A 16,366-nucleotide genomic window follows, 5' to 3' on the forward strand; every position below is an offset into this window, starting at 1 on the left:
CTGACTCCACAAGCACCCACACGAATTGCTTGATTCAGTTGTTAAAGAGCGGTTGGTTAAGATCTTTCGTCTCAACCGAGGCGCGCATTCTACAGCAGCCTCATTTGCTGTCAAGTGATTATTTTCAGAAGCTTTCGAAGATTTCTTCAACAACTTCAACCACTTGCGCTTCTGATCTCTCATCAGCGGGAGGCGAATTCTACAGGTATCAGCATGTGCGTCAAGCCATTAAATCAAAAAAGATGAAATTCCTTCGGCACTGTTAATTTGCCCCCGATTTCCTAGCCCTTCCCTATAGAGGAAAACAGGTGCGCTTCGGTGAAGTGCCAGAATCGTCCGATCATCCACCTGCGAAAACCTGACAGCCCCCCCTTCAACTACCTGACAGCCGATAGAAAGCGACTTCAGGCTTGTAATAAACCAAAGCTATATAGAAGGAATGTCTGAGTGGCGAAATCGGCGAATACCGACAACAGAAGGAGCTAGCAACAAGGAGCTAGCAACATGGATGGTGTCCCAGGGCCGGTTCGAACGGCCAACCTTCCCCTTAGGAGGGGGATGCTCTATCCAATTGAGCTACTGGGACGAATACTGCCGTCAGCGCAAAAAGCCTGCCATGCGTTGATCGGCGAGCATGTTAACGGCCAAGGCTGGTTTTGTCATGTCGTCCGCAGGCTTTTTGATTGTAGGCAGATACTTTGTGGCATTGCCAACTGCAACCCGACCTCCCGCCACCACGCATCGGTCGTGCAAATTGCACTGCCTTCAAAATGCCATACTTGCAAACTGCAAGCCCAAGAGACCGAACCTAAAGTTAACCTATTGATTTTATTGGCATAAAATATTGGCACGGCATCTGCAATGGTTCTATTACAAAAAACCAATTGATCCAGGCATCCACGGAGTAGACCACCATGAACAGCGCCCTTCTGCTAGGCCTTAATACAGTGGCATTAACTGCCTTGGTGATGCTCCAATTCCAATCGCCTACCGAAGACACTTCGCAAATCAGCCAAGCGACCCCGCATTACCTTCAACAGCAACAACGCCCTCAACTCGCAGTGATGAACTCCACGCCGCAGTCACCTGTCAGATTGGTCCAGGACGCACAAGGCGCGCCAGCCTCCGAACACTGGGTTTTCTGAGAACGCTGCTCATGTCCAAGCTTGCCTGGCTATTACTTTGCCTCACTTTCGCCGCCACACTGCTCGGCTTGGCCTCAACGACCCAGGATGATCAAACCCCTGCCTTTATCGCCAGCGCTGTGTTTGGCACCCTGCTACTCCTGACGCTCATCGTAGGCCGTCGAATCAAATTCGACCCTGTCCTGCGCTGATATCCCTACCTTATGTCGCCTGACATTAGCAAATAAGCAAACTGCCACTAGTCTTAAGCTTACGGGCAAAAGGCCATATTCCTTAGGGTGTGCGCCCTTCGAATCGGACGCGGGACAGTCATGGGCGAAGATCCGCCACCCTCAGCTGATTGCGAAAAGTTTTCTAACCAGTCCGCAAAAACGCAAATCAGTGCTGGCATAAAGCCTGTAGGCAGTTCAATATTTGTCACAGAATTGACGCCAATGAAATGTCAAATCTGAGGCATGATGCGGCCTCTTTGCAATTCGGGTTGAACTTTGGTCGTGAGCCTTGTCTTAACACTCATCTTGCGGCCAATTCCAAAAACCGCTCCCCTGAACTAACCGGTTAAATATATGCGCCCATTGAAACAGGCAATTTATTCCAGCCGTACGGCTGACAAGTTCGTCGTACGTCTGCCAGACGGAATGCGGGAACGCATTGCCGAGGTGGCTCGCAATCATCATCGCAGCATGAACTCCGAAATCATCGCACGCCTGGAACAGAGCCTTATTCAGGAAGGTGCCTTGGGTGAAGAGTTGAGCATGCGCCTGGACAGCCCCGAGCTGTCACTGCACGAACGCGAACTGCTGCAGCGTTTTCGTCAGCTCTCCCATCGCCAGCAAAACGCCCTGGTCTCGCTGATCGCACACGACGTCGAGGCAGCCGCAGAAGCCAATTGATTGACACCAGAAAGCCGAAGCCAGCCATGTGCTGGCTTTTTTTTGCGCGGAATTTGGAAGGGCATGACGTGGACGGGGGCAGATTTGCCCCCGCCGGAAGGAATCAGAGCAGGAAGATAGTCGCCAGCCCCAGGAAGATAAAGAAGCCACCACTGTCAGTCATCGCCGTGATCATCACACTGGCCCCCATCGCCGGGTCACGCCCAAGACGTGCCAAAGTCATAGGAATCAGAACGCCCATGAGCGCTGCCAGGAGGAGGTTTAGAGTCATCGCAGCGGTCATGACCACACCCAGGGACCAACTGTCGTACAGCAGGTAGGCGACGATACCAATCACCCCACCCCAGACGACGCCATTGATCAGCGCCACTGCCAGTTCTTTGCGCATCAGGCGTGAGGTGTTGCCGGTATTTACCTGATCAAGGGCCATGGCACGCACGATCATGGTAATGGTCTGGTTGCCGGAGTTACCGCCGATACCCGCTACGATCGGCATCAGCGCCGCCAGCGCCACCAGTTTTTCGATGGAACCCTCGAACAGACCGATCACTCGCGAGGCGATAAACGCAGTGATCAAGTTGACCGCCAACCAGGCCCAACGGTTACGCAGCGAGCGCCATACCGAGGCAAATATATCTTCCTCTTCACGCAGGCCCGCCATGTTGAGGACTTCTGTTTCGCTTTCCTCACGAATCAGGTCGACCATCTCATCGATAGTCAGACGACCAATCAGCTTCCCGTTCTTGTCGACAACCGGCGCGGAGATCAAGTCATAACGCTCAAACGCTTGGGCGGCATCATAAGCATCCTCATCCGGATGGAAGCTCACCGGATCACTGGCCATTACGTCTGCGACTTTCTTTTCCGGATCGTTGACCAGCAGACGCTTGATCGGCAGTACGCCCTTGAGAATCCCCTCGTAGTCGACCACAAACAATTTGTCGGTATGACCTGGCAGTTCCTTGAGACGGCGCAGGTAACGGAGCACCACTTCCAGGCTGACGTCTTCACGGATGGTGACCATCTCGAAGTCCATCAGCGCGCCAACCTGATCCTCGTCGTAAGACAGCGCCGAACGCACGCGCTCACGCTGCTGCGAGTCGAGCGCCTCCATTAACTCATGGACGACGTCACGGGGCAGCTCAGGGGCCAGGTCGGCAAGTTCGTCCGCATCCATCTCCCGGGCAGCAGCCAGGAGCTCATGATCGTCCATGTCGGCGATCAGGGTTTCACGAACGGAATCAGAGACTTCTAGAAGGATATCGCCGTCGCGATCAGCCTTGACCAACTGCCAAAGGGTCAGTCGATCATCCAGTGGCAGGGCTTCGAGAATATAGGCAACGTCGGCGGAGTGCAGGTCATCGAGCTTGCGTTGCAACTCGACCAGGTTTTGCCGGTGAACCAGGTTTTCAACGCGGTCGTGATTCGGACCTTCCTGGCGGTGCGTAAGGTCTTCGACCACGCGCTGGCGCTGTAGCAGCTCGATCACTTGAGCCAGGCGATCCTGCAGGCTTTCTTGTGTTTTCTTTACTTCTACTTCGGTCATAGGCGAACTCCACTCCCAGCAGCGGGGCACGCCGGAAGGATCAATCAGTCAATTCATGATTGGTAAAACGGGGTACTGAGTAACTACTGGGTAAGTCCATGGAGGTATTCCACAAGCCCCGGCGGAGCTGACGGGCGCATGATACACCGCCCGGAAGTTTTAAACGTTAAAAAACTGGAAAGAACAAGTGCTTGCGCGTCAAAGCTCAGCATTGGCTAACGTCCATGATCTGCGACGCCACAGACGGAGGGGAAAACACATGGGCAGGAGAAAAAGATTGAATCGAGGGATAAAACCTACACAAACCCCAGACGGCAAAAAGCCCGCACTAGGCGGGCTTTTTGTTTGTATGGTGCACTCGACAGGATTCGAACCTGTGACCGCTCGGTTCGTAGCCGAGTACTCTATCCAGCTGAGCTACGAGTGCAGATTGTGTTTTTAGACCAGATCACAACTGGTTAAAACCGAATCACCTGCATTACTGCAGCTGACTCTTAAATGGTGCACTCGACAGGATTCGAACCTGTGACCGCTCGGTTCGTAGCCGAGTACTCTATCCAGCTGAGCTACGAGTGCATTTGTTGCCGCGCATTATAGGCCGTTCAATCTCTATGTAAAGCTATTTTTTCGAGTATTTTCAACAACTTACCGAAAAAACCAGATTGCAACGTACTAAGCAAATAATGGCGGAGAACGGGGGATTCGAACCCCCGACACCCTTTTGAGGTGTACTCCCTTAGCAGGGGAGCGCCTTCGGCCACTCGGCCAGCTCTCCGCAACACGGGGCGTATATTAACCACGTTCTTCCCCGTTTGCAAACATAAAAAACGATAAAAATTAAAGGCTTGGTTCTTCGTCCTTCTCTTTCTTGATCCGCAGGTAGATTTCCTCGCGATGGACCGCTACCTCTTTCGGAGCGTTAACCCCGATACGTACTTGATTGCCTTTGACGCCGAGCACGGTCACGGTGATTTCGCCATCACCGATAATCAGGCTTTCTGCGCAACGACGAGTCAGAATCAGCATGCCTTTCTCCTCACGCATTTCAGTTCAGGAACAACAGTCTGCAAAAAAAAGGCATTCGACCTACAACCGAAAGGCCATAGCCCTACCTGCCTAAGTATTGTCGAGCCCACGCAAAAGAGCACGCGCCCCACAAAAAATGAAAGGCGCGGTAAAACCGCGCCTTTCTGGCTATACATCACTCGCCCTGTCGGGCCGGTGCGTCCAGCTCAAAAGCGGTGTGCAGCGCACGCACAGCCAGCTCGAGGTATTTCTCTTCGATCACTACAGACACCTTGATCTCCGACGTGGAGATCATCTGGATATTGATGCTCTCCTTGGCCAACGCCTCGAACATGCGGCTGGCAACGCCAGCATGGGAACGCATGCCCACGCCCACGATCGACACTTTGGCGATCTTGGTATCACCCACCACCTCACGGGCGCCAATCTCGCTCGCGGTGTTCTGCAGGATCCGCTCCGCAGCATCGTACTCGTTGCGATGCACGGTGAAGGTGAAATCGGTGGTGTTATCGTGCGAAACGTTCTGCACGATCATGTCGACTTCGATGTTCGCGCCGCTGATAGGGCCGAGAATCTTGAAAGCCACGCCCGGAGTGTCTGGCACGCCACGGATCGTCAGCTTGGCTTCATCGCGATTGAAAGCGATGCCGGAAATGATCGGCTGTTCCATGGATTCCTCTTCATCAATAGTAATGAGGGTGCCCGGACCCTCCTTGAAGCTGTGCAATACGCGCAGCGGAACGTTGTACTTGCCGGCGAACTCCACCGCACGAATCTGCAACACCTTGGAACCCAGGCTGGCCATTTCCAGCATTTCTTCAAAGGTAATCTTGTCCAGGCGCTGGGCCACTGGCACAACCCGCGGGTCAGTGGTGTAGACGCCATCCACATCGGTATAGATCTGGCATTCGTCAGCCTTGAGCGCTGCCGCCAGCGCCACACCCGTGGTGTCCGAACCGCCACGGCCAAGGGTAGTGATGTTGCCTTGCTCGTCCACGCCCTGGAAACCCGCTACAACTACCACGCGCCCTGCTTTCAGATCAGTACGAATTTTCTGATCGTCAATCTGCAGAATACGCGCCTTGGTATGTGCGCTGTCCGTAAGGATGCGTACCTGGCTGCCAGTGTAGGACACCGCAGGCACGCCACGTTTGTTCAGCGCCATGGCCAACAGCCCAATGGTTACCTGCTCGCCCGTGGACACGATCACATCCAGCTCACGCGGCAGCGGCTGTTGATCCCCGCTGATGGCCTTGGCCAGTTCGATCAGCCGATTGGTCTCGCCACTCATGGCCGACAGCACCACCACCAGGTCATCGCCGGCATCGCGGAACTTCTTAACCTTGTCGGCGACCTGCTCGATTCTTTCGACAGAACCGACCGAGGTGCCTCCAAATTTCTGTACGATCAAAGCCATTTCCAAGCCGCCTCAGCCCGTAAAGGGGCGCCTAATATCCAATCCACCCGCACTGAACAAGCCCGTGACTAGACCACGGGCCGATTAACAGTGCCTTAAATACCTGCCTCGACAAACGGCACGGCCAAGGCGAGGGCCGCGTCCAGGGCCCCAGCGTCTACACCACCGCCTTGGGCCATGTCCGGACGACCACCACCCTTGCCGCCCACTGCCGCAGCGGCTTGCTTCATTAAATCACCGGCTTTGAGTTGGCCAGTCAGGTCCTTGGTTACACCGGCAACCAGAACGACCTTATCCTCATGGACACTGCCGAGCAGGATCACTGCGCGGCCGAGCTTGTTCTTCAACTGATCGACCAGGGCCAACAGCGCTTTGCCGTCCTGACCGTCCAGGCGCGCCGCCAGGACTTTTACATCCTTGACGTCCACGGCCGAGGCTGACAGGTCGTCGCCCGCAGCACTAGCCGCCTTGGCCTGCAACTGCTCCAGCTGTTTCTCCAGCGCACGGTTGCGCTCCAGCACGGCGGACAGCTTGTCGATCAGGTTGTCGCGGCTGCCCTTGACCAAGGTGGCCGCTTCCTTGAGTTGTTCTTCAGCCGCATTGAGATAGGCCAGGGCCGCAGCGCCGGTGACCGCTTCAATGCGACGTACACCGGACGCCACACCGCCTTCGCTGACAATTTTCAGCAGGGCAATATCGCCGGTACGGTTGGCGTGGATACCGCCACACAGCTCCACCGAGAAGTCACCACCCATACTCAGTACGCGCACGCTGTCGCCGTACTTCTCGCCGAACAGTGCCATGGCGCCCTTGGCCTTGGCAGTCTCGATATCGGTCTCTTCGGTTTGCACCGCAGTGTTCTTGCGAATCTCAGCGTTGACGATGTCTTCCAGGGCCTTGATCTGCTCAGGCTTGATCGCTTCGAAGTGACTGAAGTCGAAACGCAGGCGCTGGCTGTCGACCAATGACCCTTTTTGCTGGACGTGCTCGCCCAACACCTGGCGCAGTGCCGCGTGCAGCAAGTGGGTGGCCGAATGGTTCAGCGAGGTGGCATGGCGCACATCCGCATCTACTTGGGTTTCCACTGGGGAACCTACGGTGAGACTGCCCGACGCTAATACACCGTGGTGCAGGAACGCACCGCCGGTCTTGGTAGTGTCACGCACGTCGAAGCGACCGGAGCTCGCCTTGAGGAAACCACAGTCACCGATCTGGCCACCGGACTCGGCATAGAACGGCGTCTGGTCCAGCACCACCACGCCATCGTCGCCTTCATTCAAGACGTCGACGGACTGACCGTTCTTATACAGTGCAACCACCTTGGCCGAACCGCTGGTGGCCTTGTAGCCAGTGAATTCGGTGGCCACATCGACTTTGACCAGGCTGTTGTAATCCATGCCGAAAGAGCTGGCGGAACGCGCACGCACACGCTGGGCTTCCATCTCGAGCTCGAAACCTTCCTCGTCGAGGGTCAGGTCACGCTCACGGGCGATGTCGCCGGTCAAGTCCATCGGGAAGCCGTAGGTGTCATAGAGCTTGAATACCACGTCGCCTGGCACCACGGTGCCTTGCAGGTTGGCGAGGTCTTGCTCGAGGATTTTCAGGCCCTGTTCCAGGGTCTTGGCGAACTGCTCTTCTTCGGCCTTGAGCACGCGCTCGATGTGCGCCTGGTTCTGCTTGAGTTCAGGGAAGGCTTCGCCCATCTCGGCGACCAGGGCCGCCACGATCTGGTAGAAGAAGCTGCCATTGGCGCCCAGCTTGTTACCGTGACGACAGGCGCGACGGATGATGCGACGCAGCACGTAGCCACGGCCTTCGTTGGACGGTAATACGCCGTCGGCAATCAGGAAGCCGCAGGAACGGATGTGGTCAGCCACCACTTTCAGCGACGCCTGGTCTTCATTGGCGCAGCCGATGGCCTTGGCCGCGGCAGCCAGCAGGCTCTGGAACAGGTCGATTTCATAATTGGAGTGCACGTGCTGCATCACCGCACTGATCCGCTCCAGGCCCATGCCAGTGTCTACCGACGGCGCCGGCAGCGGATGCAACACGCCATCGGCGGTGCGGTTGAACTGCATGAACACGTTGTTCCAGATTTCGATGTAGCGATCGCCGTCTTCTTCCGGCGAACCCGGTGGGCCGCCCCAGATGTCGGCGCCGTGATCGTAGAAGATCTCGGTGCAGGGGCCGCATGGGCCGGTGTCACCCATGGTCCAGAAGTTGTCGGACGCGTACGGTGCGCCTTTGTTGTCGCCGATACGCACCATGCGCTCAGGCGGCACACCGACTTGCTTGGTCCAGATGTCGTAGGCCTCGTCGTCAGTGGCGTAGACGGTGACCCAGAGTTTTTCCTTCGGCAGTTTCAATACGCCGGTCAGGAAGGTCCAGGCAAAGTTGATCGCGTCCTGCTTGAAATAATCGCCAAAGCTGAAGTTGCCGAGCATTTCGAAAAAGGTGTGGTGACGGGCGGTGTAGCCGACATTTTCCAGATCGTTGTGCTTACCACCGGCGCGTACGCACTTCTGGCTGCTGACTGCGCGGGTATAAGCGCGTTTTTCCTGGCCCAGGAAACAGTCCTTGAACTGGTTCATCCCCGCGTTAGTGAACAGCAGGGTTGGGTCATTGCTTGGGATCAATGAGCTGGAGGCTACACGGGTGTGGCCTTGCTCTTCGAAGAAGCGAAGGAAGGCTTCACGGATTTCTGCGCTTTTCATTAGGTTCTTCCACGGAGGCTGCGGCCAAAGGCCAGTGCGCAACATCATCAGACGGAGCGACGGCAAAGGGCCGCATTATATCGGCCCTTTGCCGGTGGTACAGCGTGTTTATGTGATAGAAACACTCAATTAGACGGCCTGCACTGTCATTTTCGCGAAAACTCGACGAATGTCTGCACCACTTGCTCGATCTGAGCCCGACTGACGTCCAGGTGCGTGACCATGCGCAGACGCGGTGCGGCGCTCAACTTGACTCCGCGCTCGGCGGCAAAGGCTTTCAGGGCCTGCGACCGGTCACCGACCTGCACATACACCATATTGGTCTGCACCGGCTCCACGGTGTAACCGACCTTGCGCAGCTCATCCCCCAGCCATTGCGCGTTGGCATGGTCGTCAGCCAGGCGCTGCACCTGATGATCCAGGGCATACAGCCCCGCCGCCGCCAGGGAGCCGGCCTGGCGCATGCCACCGCCGACCATCTTGCGCAAGCGCCGCGCCTTGGCGATCAAGGCCGTAGAGCCGCATAACACCGAGCCGACCGGCGCACCGAGGCCCTTGGACAGGCACACCGACACCGAATCGAAATGCTGGGCAATTTCCCGCGCATCGACGCCCAGCTTGACCGCAGCGTTGTAGATCCGCGCACCGTCCAAGTGCAAGGCCAAGCCGTGCTCACGAGTGAAGGCGCGGGCTTTGGCCAGGTACTCCAGCGGCAGCACCTTGCCCTGCATAGTGTTTTCCAGCGCCAGCAGGCGCGTGCGGGCAAAGTGGAAGTCGTCGGGTTTGATGGCTGCGAGCACATGATCCAGATCGAGCGAGCCGTCTGCCTGTACTTCCAAGGGCTGTGGCTGAATCGAGCCCAGCACGGCCGCGCCACCGCCCTCGTATTTGTAGGTGTGGGCTTGCTGGCCGACGATGTATTCCTCGCCACGCTCACAGTGGGCCATCAGCGCCAACAGGTTGCTCATGGTGCCAGTGGGCACGAACAACGCCGCAGCAAAACCAAGGCGCTTGGCCAACTCGGCTTCCAGACGGTTGACGCTGGGGTCCTCACCATAGACGTCATCACCACTGACGGCGCTGGCCATCGCGTCGAGCATGCCGGGGGTGGGTTGGGTCACGGTATCGCTGCGCAGGTCGATCACGGTCATGAAGGGGGCCTCTAACGGAGTGGATAAGTCCTTTTGTGTGTGATTACTGCGGGCAAAGCCACGGAATATCAAGCCCCTATTGCATTCATTCGAATACCAACCAAACAAACCGATATAAGTTATCGATACGGCAATCGTGCAGTTTTTGAAAAACCATGTTAAAAACTCTCCGCCGCCAGGGTTCTGGCGGCAACGTTCTCAGGGCGGGGTGCAATTCCCCACCGGCGGTAATTGCACGCAATGTGCATAGCCCGCGAGCGCTTGACGCCTCGAACCGCTCACGCGGGACAGCGACAAGGTCAGCAGACCCGGTGTGATCCCGGGGCCGACGGTCATAGTCCGGATGAAGAGAGAACGGGATTGGCACCTAAGGGCCGCACACTGACCTCATGCTTGCATGACGACGTTGTTCGTACCCTTAAATCCCATTCGATTCATAACGCCCTGTTTTTTTCTTAAACAGGAGTCAGAACATGCAACCCACCGCAATCGACAGCAAAAGCAAAAACCATCACGGCGAGCGCGTCGCATTTATCCAGGCCTGCTGGCACAAGGATATTGTCGATCAATCGCGCAAAGGCTTCCTCGCTGAAATGATCGCCCAGGGCTACCAGGAATCGGACATCGATTTCTTTGAAGTCGGCGGCGCCTTTGAACTGCCCCTGCACGCCAAGCTGCTGGCCAAGACCGGCCGTTACGCCGGCATCGTTGCCGCCGCCCTGGTGGTGGATGGCGGCATTTATCGTCACGAATTCGTCGCACAGTCGGTGGTCAGCGGGCTGATGCAGGTACAACTGGAAACCGAAGTGCCGGTGTTCTCGGTGTCCCTGACGCCGCATCACTTCCATGCCGGCAGCGAGCACACCACGTTCTTCTACGAGCACTTCGTGCACAAGGGCCAGGAAGCGGCGCGCACCTGCGCCGACACCCTGCACAAGGTGCGTGCGATCCGTCGTAGCGAGCCGCGCGCTGTAGCGGTCTAAATCCAAGCCTCACCGCAAACCAGTGTGGGAGCTGGCTTGCCTGCGATACAGACACCTGGGTGTATCAGTGATACCCAGGTGATGCTATCGCAGGCAAGCCAGCTCCCACATTTGATCGAGCCAGCCTTGGCTCTTAGGCCAGGCCGGCATCCGTGATTGGCACGATCAATATCCCGGCGCGCAAACCATTCTTCACCTTCGGGTTGGGGAAAATGATACGGGCGCCCTCCTCCTCGATCACCCAGCGGGTCTTGGCCACGTCTTCGGCCAGCAGGTAGCCCCGCTCCAGCGGCGAAAAGTTTTCCACGTCCGCCGGCAGGTGCATCAGGAAGGCATCGCTGTGCTTGATGACTTCACGGGAAACGGCAAACAGTTGCAAGCCATCCAGGGTGTCAGTCTCCGGCTCGCTGCCCTCAATCATCTGCTTCAGGCGAGTTTCCAGGCGTGACACGTCCACGCCTTCGTTCTGCCCGAACGGCCGCGCCTTGCCCAGTTCGAGGGTGAAGGCCTCGGCTTCCAACTGCTCGTAGGTATAGGCGGTGAAGGTGATCGAGGTTTTGTTCTGCAACAACACCGCTTGCATCCCGGCTGCGCTCAGGCGTGCCAGTTCACGACGTGAATGCTGGCGCCCCTCCTTCCACGGGTAAAGGGCAAACTGCTCGATCTTTGAGCCACGAATCGCGGTGTGCAGGTCGTAGTGCAGGCGTGAACGACCTGGCAGGCTGAAAAAGCTTCGGGCCAGTTGTTCAAGCTCGGCGGCGCGCATGGCTTCGGGGCCGATGTTTTTTTCATGCCGGCCGTTGAACAACCGGTTGACGTCCAGTTCGAGGTAACGCTCACCGCGACGCATGGCCTCGGGGTTGCCGAACAGGAACAGAATACGGGTGCGGGGCTTGATCTCCCCGCGGGCAATACCATGCAACAGGCGGTCGAGCAACTCGATCGGAGCGGTCTCGTTGCCATGGATGCCGGACGACAGCAGCAGGTCGCTGCCATTGTCACGCGCCTCAGGTGGGCGCACTTCAAGCGCGCCCTCACTGAGCCAGCGCATCTGCACGCCGTCGACAGTCAGTTGAATTTTTTGCGCCGGTTCACGACCGGCGAGGGTCAGTTCAAGCAGTTTGCCGAGGGCGAGCATAAGCAGCTTCCTTAGTGGTTGCAGCCTGGGCCATGGACGTGATCGTCGTCATCACCTTCAACGTCGGCCGGTTCCATTTCCAGTTGCAGGCTCATCAGGTTGGTGGCCAATGGGCGCATCAGCAGGTTGGCGTACTCGGCGTCGCCCTCTTCCACATCCACACCGATCAGCAGTTGGCCACGACCGTCGTGCTGGATCCAGATCTCCTTGCCCTGCCACACCACGGCAACGCGAGTGCAGGACGTTTCCAGCTGGGTGCCGTCGGTATCTTCAAGGATCAGTTTCAGGGTGTCGGTGGTCATAAATAGTTCTCAGCCGTACGGCGTTAATTGATCTGGAAAGGATAAACCGAGCCCAGTTTAAGGATTTGCGTCAGTTCATCCAGTGCCGTCCGGCACTCAAGCAGCAACTGCGGGTCAGCCAGGTCGGTTTCGCGCAGGCTGTCGCGGTAGTGTTTGTCGACCCATTGGGTCAGCGTGTCGTACAACGGCGCCGTCATGATAACGCCTGGATTCACCGCTGCCAGTTCGGTTTCGTTCAATGCCACGCGCAGACGCAGGCATGCCGGTCCACCACCGTTCTGCATGCTTTGCTTGAGGTCGAAGACCTTGACCTCGCGGATCAGCCCTCCGGCGGCGGTCAAGCCCTGCAGGTATTGCCACACGCGCTCATTGGCGCGGCACTCTTCCGGCACAATCAGCAGCATCGAACCGTCAGGGCGGGTCAGCAACTGGCTGTTGAACAGGTAGGAGCGCACCGCGTCCTCGACACTGACCTGGGCACGGGGCACACAGACGGACTGGAAGTTGCCGCCCAGCTTGCCCAACTTGGCTTGCAGCTCGGCGAGCATCTGTTCGGTGTTGAGGAATGCGTCCTCGTGATAGAACAGCACCTCGCCGTTACCTACCGCGATGACATCGTTGTGGAACACGCCGGCATCGATCACCGCCGGGTTCTGCTGGGCGTAGACCACACCGTCATCCTTCAGGCCGTGCAGGCGCGCGACCGCCTGGGACGCTTCAAGGGTCTGGCGCGCCGGGTACTTCTGGGGGGCCGGGTAGCGGGGGTCGAAGGCACTGCGGCCGAACACGAAAAACTCGACGCCCGCCTCACCGTACTCACGGCAGAAACGCGTGTGGTTGGCCGCACCTTCATCGCCAAATTGCGCCACGGCCGGCAAGGCGGCGTGATGAGCGAAATGCTTGCCGTCGGCGAACATCGCCCCCAGCACGCGGCTGGTGGTGGGGTGCTCGATGCTGCGGTGGTATTTGCAATTGAGGTTGGCGGCAGTGAAATGCACACGGCCGTCTGCGGTGTCGGCGCTTGGGCTGACGGTGGCGGCGTTGGCTACCCACATGCTGGATGCCGAGCAACTAGCTACCAGCAACGGCATGGCCTGCTTGGCCGCCTGCTGAATCACCTGGGCGTCAGTGCCACTGAAACCGAGGTTGCGCAACGCGGCCACGTCCGGACGTTCCTGAGGGGCCAACACACCTTGCACAAACCCCATGTCCATCAGGGCTTTCATTTTCTGCAGGCCCTGCAACGCCGCTTCCTTCGGGTTGGAAGACTGCTGGCTGTTGCTTTGGGATGCGACGTTGCCGAAGGACAAACCGCCGTAGTTATGGGTCGGCCCCACTAGACCGTCAAAATTGACTTCACAGGATTTCATCGGCGAGGCTCCACGAACATCTGTTTTTATAGGCATCAACTACAGGTCTATATCTGTTAACCCGACCCGGTGTGGGAGCTGGCTTGCCTGCGATGCAGGCGACTCGGTCTTTCAGGCAAACCGAGGTGATGCCATCGCAGGCAAGCCAGCTCCCACATTAGATCGTGTCACCCTTACTTCAGCGTTATGCCGGGGGTCAGCGTGGCTGGCACGACCAGGCTTGGAGTCTCCAGCGACGCCACCGGGTACGCGCAATAATCCGCCGCGTAATATGCACTGGCGCGATGGTTGCCCGACGCCCCTACCCCACCAAATGGCGCGGTGCTGGCGGCGCCGGTCAGTTGCTTGTTCCAGTTGACGATGCCGGCGCGGCTTTCCAGCCAGAACTGCTGGTAACGCGCTTCGGAATCCGACAACAACCCAGCGGCCAAGCCGTATTGAGTGTTGTTGGCCTCGGCGATCGCTGCGGCAAAATCAGCGTAGCGGATCACCTGCAACAGCGGGCCAAACAGTTCTTCGTCTTCGCGCTCGGTCATGCCAGTCACGTCGATAATGCCTGGGGTGAGCAGAGCCGCTTGATCCTGTGGCTGGGTCATCTCCAGCAGCGCCACGGCGCCATTGGCCAGCATCAGTTCCTGCGCGTCCATCAGCGCTTTGGCCGCGGCAAGGGAAATCACCGAGCCCATGAACGGTGCCGGTTGCTGGTCGAATGCGCCCACTTCAATGGTCGCGCTGACCGCCACCAGCCGCGCCAGTAACGCATCGCCCCAGGCACCTTCCGGCACCAGCAAGCGACGGGCGCAGGTGCAACGTTGGCCCGCCGAGATAAACGCCGACTGGATGATGGTGTAGACCGCCGCATCCACATCGGCCACTTCGTCCACGACCAGCGGGTTGTTGCCGCCCATTTCCAGGGCCAGGATCTTGTCCGGGCGCCCAGAGAACTGCTGGTGCAGATGATTGCCGGTGCGGCTGGAGCCTGTGAAGAACAGGCCGTCGATGCCAGGGTTGGCCGCCAGGGCGATGCCGGTTTCCCGCGCGCCTTGCAGCAAGTTCAGCACGCCCGCCGGCAAGCCGGCCTCGACCCAGCATTGCACGGTCAGCTCGGCGACTTTCGGGGTCAGCTCACTTGGCTTGAACAGCACAGTATTGCCCGCCAGCAGCGCCGGGACGATATGGCCGTTGGGTAAATGCCCGGGAAAATTGTAAGGGCCAAACACCGCCACCACGCCGTGAGGCTTGTGGCGCAACACGGCGGTGGCGTCGCCCAGCGGGCCGCTCTTCTCGCCGGTACGTTCGCGGTAGCTCTGTACCGAGATCGCGATTTTGTTGGCCATGCTGGTGACTTCAGTCGCCGACTCCCACAGCGGCTTGCCGGTTTCCTCGCCGATGCAACGGGCGATTTCATCGGCGCGGCTTTTCAGCGTGGCGGCGAACGTTTCCAGCACACGGATGCGTTCTTCCAGCGGGCGCCTGGCCCAGGCCGGGAATGCCTGGCGCGCGGCCTGCACGGCGGACTCGACCTGTTCGAGGGTGGCGCCATTGCCGGCCCACAGCACCTGCTGGGTCACCGGGTTGCGCGATTCAAACAGTTCACCCTGGCCGGCCAGCCAGCTACCTGCGATATACAACGAATTCATTATTTCGACTCCCGAGCAGCGGACAACGGAACAGCACGTACTTGATCCCCCACCACCAGTTGCAGGCGCTTGGCGGTCTGCGGATCGACCACCAGGGTGCCTGCGGCCAGGCGAGCTGGAGCGGCGGTAATACGGCACTCTTCACGCTTGCGGTTATGAATCAGGAACGGCGTGGCATCGTCCCCCGGCGTGCCGATGGCCAATACCAGTGACTGGCTGTCGCGCACCGCGCGGATTTTGCTGGTCTCACACTCCACCGCCGGGCCGGCGTCAAAAATGTCGACATAGCCCTGGTAGCTGAAGCCTTCGCTCTTGAGCATGCTCAGCGCCGGTTCGGTGTCCGGATGCACCTTACCGATGACATTGCGCGCGTCCTCGGAAAGAAAGCAGCTGTACAACGGAAACTTCGGCATCAGCTCGGCGATAAACGCTTTGTTGCCCACCCCAGTGAGGTAGTCGGCCTGGCTGAACTCCATCTTGAAGAAGTGCCGGCCCAGGCTTTCCCAGAACGGCGAACGTCCGGCGTCGTTGGACACTCCGCGCATCTCGGCAATGATCTTGTTGCCGAACAGTTGCGGGAATTCGGCAATAAACAACATGCGCGCCTTGGCCAGCATTCGACCGTTGAGGCCATTGCGGTAATCGGCGTGCAGGAACAACGAGCACAATTCGGAATTGCCGGTGAGGTCGTTGGCCAGGAACAGCGTCGGTATCTCACGGTAGATATTCAGTTCCTGGGACGCGCTGACGGTCAGCCCGACCCGGAAGTTGTACCAGGGCTCACGCAGGCCAACGGCACCCGCAATGGCGGAAATCCCCACCACGCGGCCTTCGTCGTTTTCCAGCACGAACAGGTAGTCGGCATCGCCGCGCCCGGCTTCGCCGCGAAAGGTTTTTTCCGCCCAGCCAACCCGGTGGGTCAGGCGCTCTTCGTTGGCCGGCAAGGTGGTGAGGCCGGTGCCGGTGCTGCGCGCCAGATCAATCAGGGCTGGTAAATCGCTGCTGCGTACGGGACGAACGATCATGCTATCTCCTCGAACG

14 protein-coding genes, 4 tRNA genes and 1 riboswitch are annotated in these 16,366 nt (G+C 58.3%); of the genes, 4 read left to right on the plus strand and 14 right to left on the minus strand.

The window, feature by feature from the left end; translation table 11 throughout:
* Positions 1–509 precede the first annotated feature (509 nt).
* Positions 510–586: transfer RNA gene (locus TU73_RS19460), tRNA-Arg, on the minus strand.
* A gap of 328 nt (positions 587–914) precedes the next feature.
* Between TU73_RS19460 and TU73_RS29380 the strand changes: the two genes are divergently transcribed.
* The 3 genes from TU73_RS29380 (at position 915) to TU73_RS19475 (ending at position 2,038) form a co-directional block, all read left to right on the plus strand.
* Complete coding sequence (locus tag TU73_RS29380) at positions 915–1,145, plus strand: hypothetical protein (protein WP_057013599.1); 231 nt, start codon at positions 915–917, stop codon at positions 1,143–1,145.
* An 11-nt stretch (positions 1,146–1,156) separates the two neighbouring features.
* On the plus strand, positions 1,157–1,336 hold the full coding sequence (locus TU73_RS19470; RefSeq protein WP_057013600.1) for a PA3371 family protein: 180 nt from the start codon (positions 1,157–1,159) through the stop codon (positions 1,334–1,336).
* A 375-nt stretch (positions 1,337–1,711) separates the two neighbouring features.
* A complete protein-coding gene (locus TU73_RS19475) occupies positions 1,712–2,038 on the plus strand; it encodes an Arc family DNA-binding protein (protein ID WP_003193592.1) in 327 nt (108 codons plus the stop codon).
* A 103-nt stretch (positions 2,039–2,141) separates the two neighbouring features.
* Here the strand turns inward: TU73_RS19475 and mgtE are convergent, their stop codons facing one another.
* From mgtE to ltaE, 8 genes are all read right to left on the minus strand, one after another.
* Positions 2,142–3,584, minus strand: coding sequence for a magnesium transporter (gene mgtE / locus TU73_RS19480; protein WP_043050354.1), 1,443 nt, complete (start codon positions 3,582–3,584; stop codon positions 2,142–2,144).
* Between the two features lie 350 nt (positions 3,585–3,934).
* Positions 3,935–4,011 (minus strand) — tRNA-Arg (locus tag TU73_RS19485).
* A gap of 72 nt (positions 4,012–4,083) precedes the next feature.
* Positions 4,084–4,160 (minus strand) — tRNA-Arg (locus TU73_RS19490).
* Positions 4,161–4,268: 108 nt separating this feature from the next.
* Positions 4,269–4,359 (minus strand) — tRNA-Ser (locus TU73_RS19495).
* Between the two features lie 62 nt (positions 4,360–4,421).
* Positions 4,422–4,610, minus strand: coding sequence for a carbon storage regulator CsrA (gene csrA / locus TU73_RS19500; RefSeq protein ID WP_003175645.1), 189 nt, complete (start codon positions 4,608–4,610; stop codon positions 4,422–4,424).
* Positions 4,611–4,785: 175 nt separating this feature from the next.
* Entirely contained in the window at positions 4,786–6,027 is a 1,242-nt protein-coding gene (locus tag TU73_RS19505) for an aspartate kinase (RefSeq protein WP_057013601.1), read from the minus strand.
* A gap of 95 nt (positions 6,028–6,122) precedes the next feature.
* Positions 6,123–8,741 carry an alanine--tRNA ligase gene (gene alaS, locus TU73_RS19510; protein WP_057013602.1) on the minus strand — a complete coding sequence of 873 codons (2,619 nt, stop codon included), beginning with the start codon at positions 8,739–8,741 and terminating at the stop codon, positions 6,123–6,125.
* A 146-nt stretch (positions 8,742–8,887) separates the two neighbouring features.
* Positions 8,888–9,892, minus strand: a complete 1,005-nt coding sequence (gene ltaE / locus TU73_RS19515; protein ID WP_057013603.1) for a low-specificity L-threonine aldolase — start codon at positions 9,890–9,892, stop codon at positions 8,888–8,890.
* Between the two features lie 190 nt (positions 9,893–10,082).
* A riboswitch (FMN riboswitch) is annotated at positions 10,083–10,252 on the plus strand.
* Positions 10,253–10,365: 113 nt separating this feature from the next.
* Between ltaE and TU73_RS19520 the strand changes: the two genes are divergently transcribed.
* A complete protein-coding gene (locus TU73_RS19520) occupies positions 10,366–10,875 on the plus strand; it encodes a 6,7-dimethyl-8-ribityllumazine synthase (RefSeq protein WP_032879834.1) in 510 nt (169 codons plus the stop codon).
* 133 nt (positions 10,876–11,008) lie between these two features.
* On the opposite strand, the gene astE is transcribed toward TU73_RS19520, so the two are convergent.
* The 5 genes from astE to astA all read right to left on the minus strand — a co-directional run bounded on the left by astE (position 11,009) and on the right by astA (position 16,350).
* The gene (gene astE, locus TU73_RS19525) at positions 11,009–12,013 is read right to left on the minus strand and encodes a succinylglutamate desuccinylase (RefSeq protein WP_057013604.1); all 1,005 of its coding nucleotides are present in this window, start codon (positions 12,011–12,013) and stop codon (positions 11,009–11,011) included.
* 11 nt (positions 12,014–12,024) lie between these two features.
* A complete protein-coding gene (locus TU73_RS19530) occupies positions 12,025–12,315 on the minus strand; it encodes a hypothetical protein (protein WP_003214319.1) in 291 nt (96 codons plus the stop codon).
* 23 nt (positions 12,316–12,338) lie between these two features.
* A complete protein-coding gene (gene astB, locus TU73_RS19535; RefSeq protein ID WP_057013605.1) occupies positions 12,339–13,685 on the minus strand; it encodes an N-succinylarginine dihydrolase in 1,347 nt (448 codons plus the stop codon).
* 173 nt (positions 13,686–13,858) lie between these two features.
* A complete protein-coding gene (astD, locus tag TU73_RS19540) occupies positions 13,859–15,328 on the minus strand; it encodes a succinylglutamate-semialdehyde dehydrogenase (RefSeq protein ID WP_162276341.1) in 1,470 nt (489 codons plus the stop codon).
* Positions 15,325–16,350, minus strand: coding sequence for an arginine N-succinyltransferase (astA, locus tag TU73_RS19545; protein ID WP_005790626.1), 1,026 nt, complete (start codon positions 16,348–16,350; stop codon positions 15,325–15,327). The genes astD and astA overlap by 4 nt, the downstream gene beginning before the upstream one ends.
* Positions 16,351–16,366: the final 16 nt, after the last annotated feature.

The organism is Pseudomonas libanensis, assembly GCF_001439685.1.
Classification (GTDB): domain Bacteria; phylum Pseudomonadota; class Gammaproteobacteria; order Pseudomonadales; family Pseudomonadaceae; genus Aquipseudomonas; species Aquipseudomonas libanensis.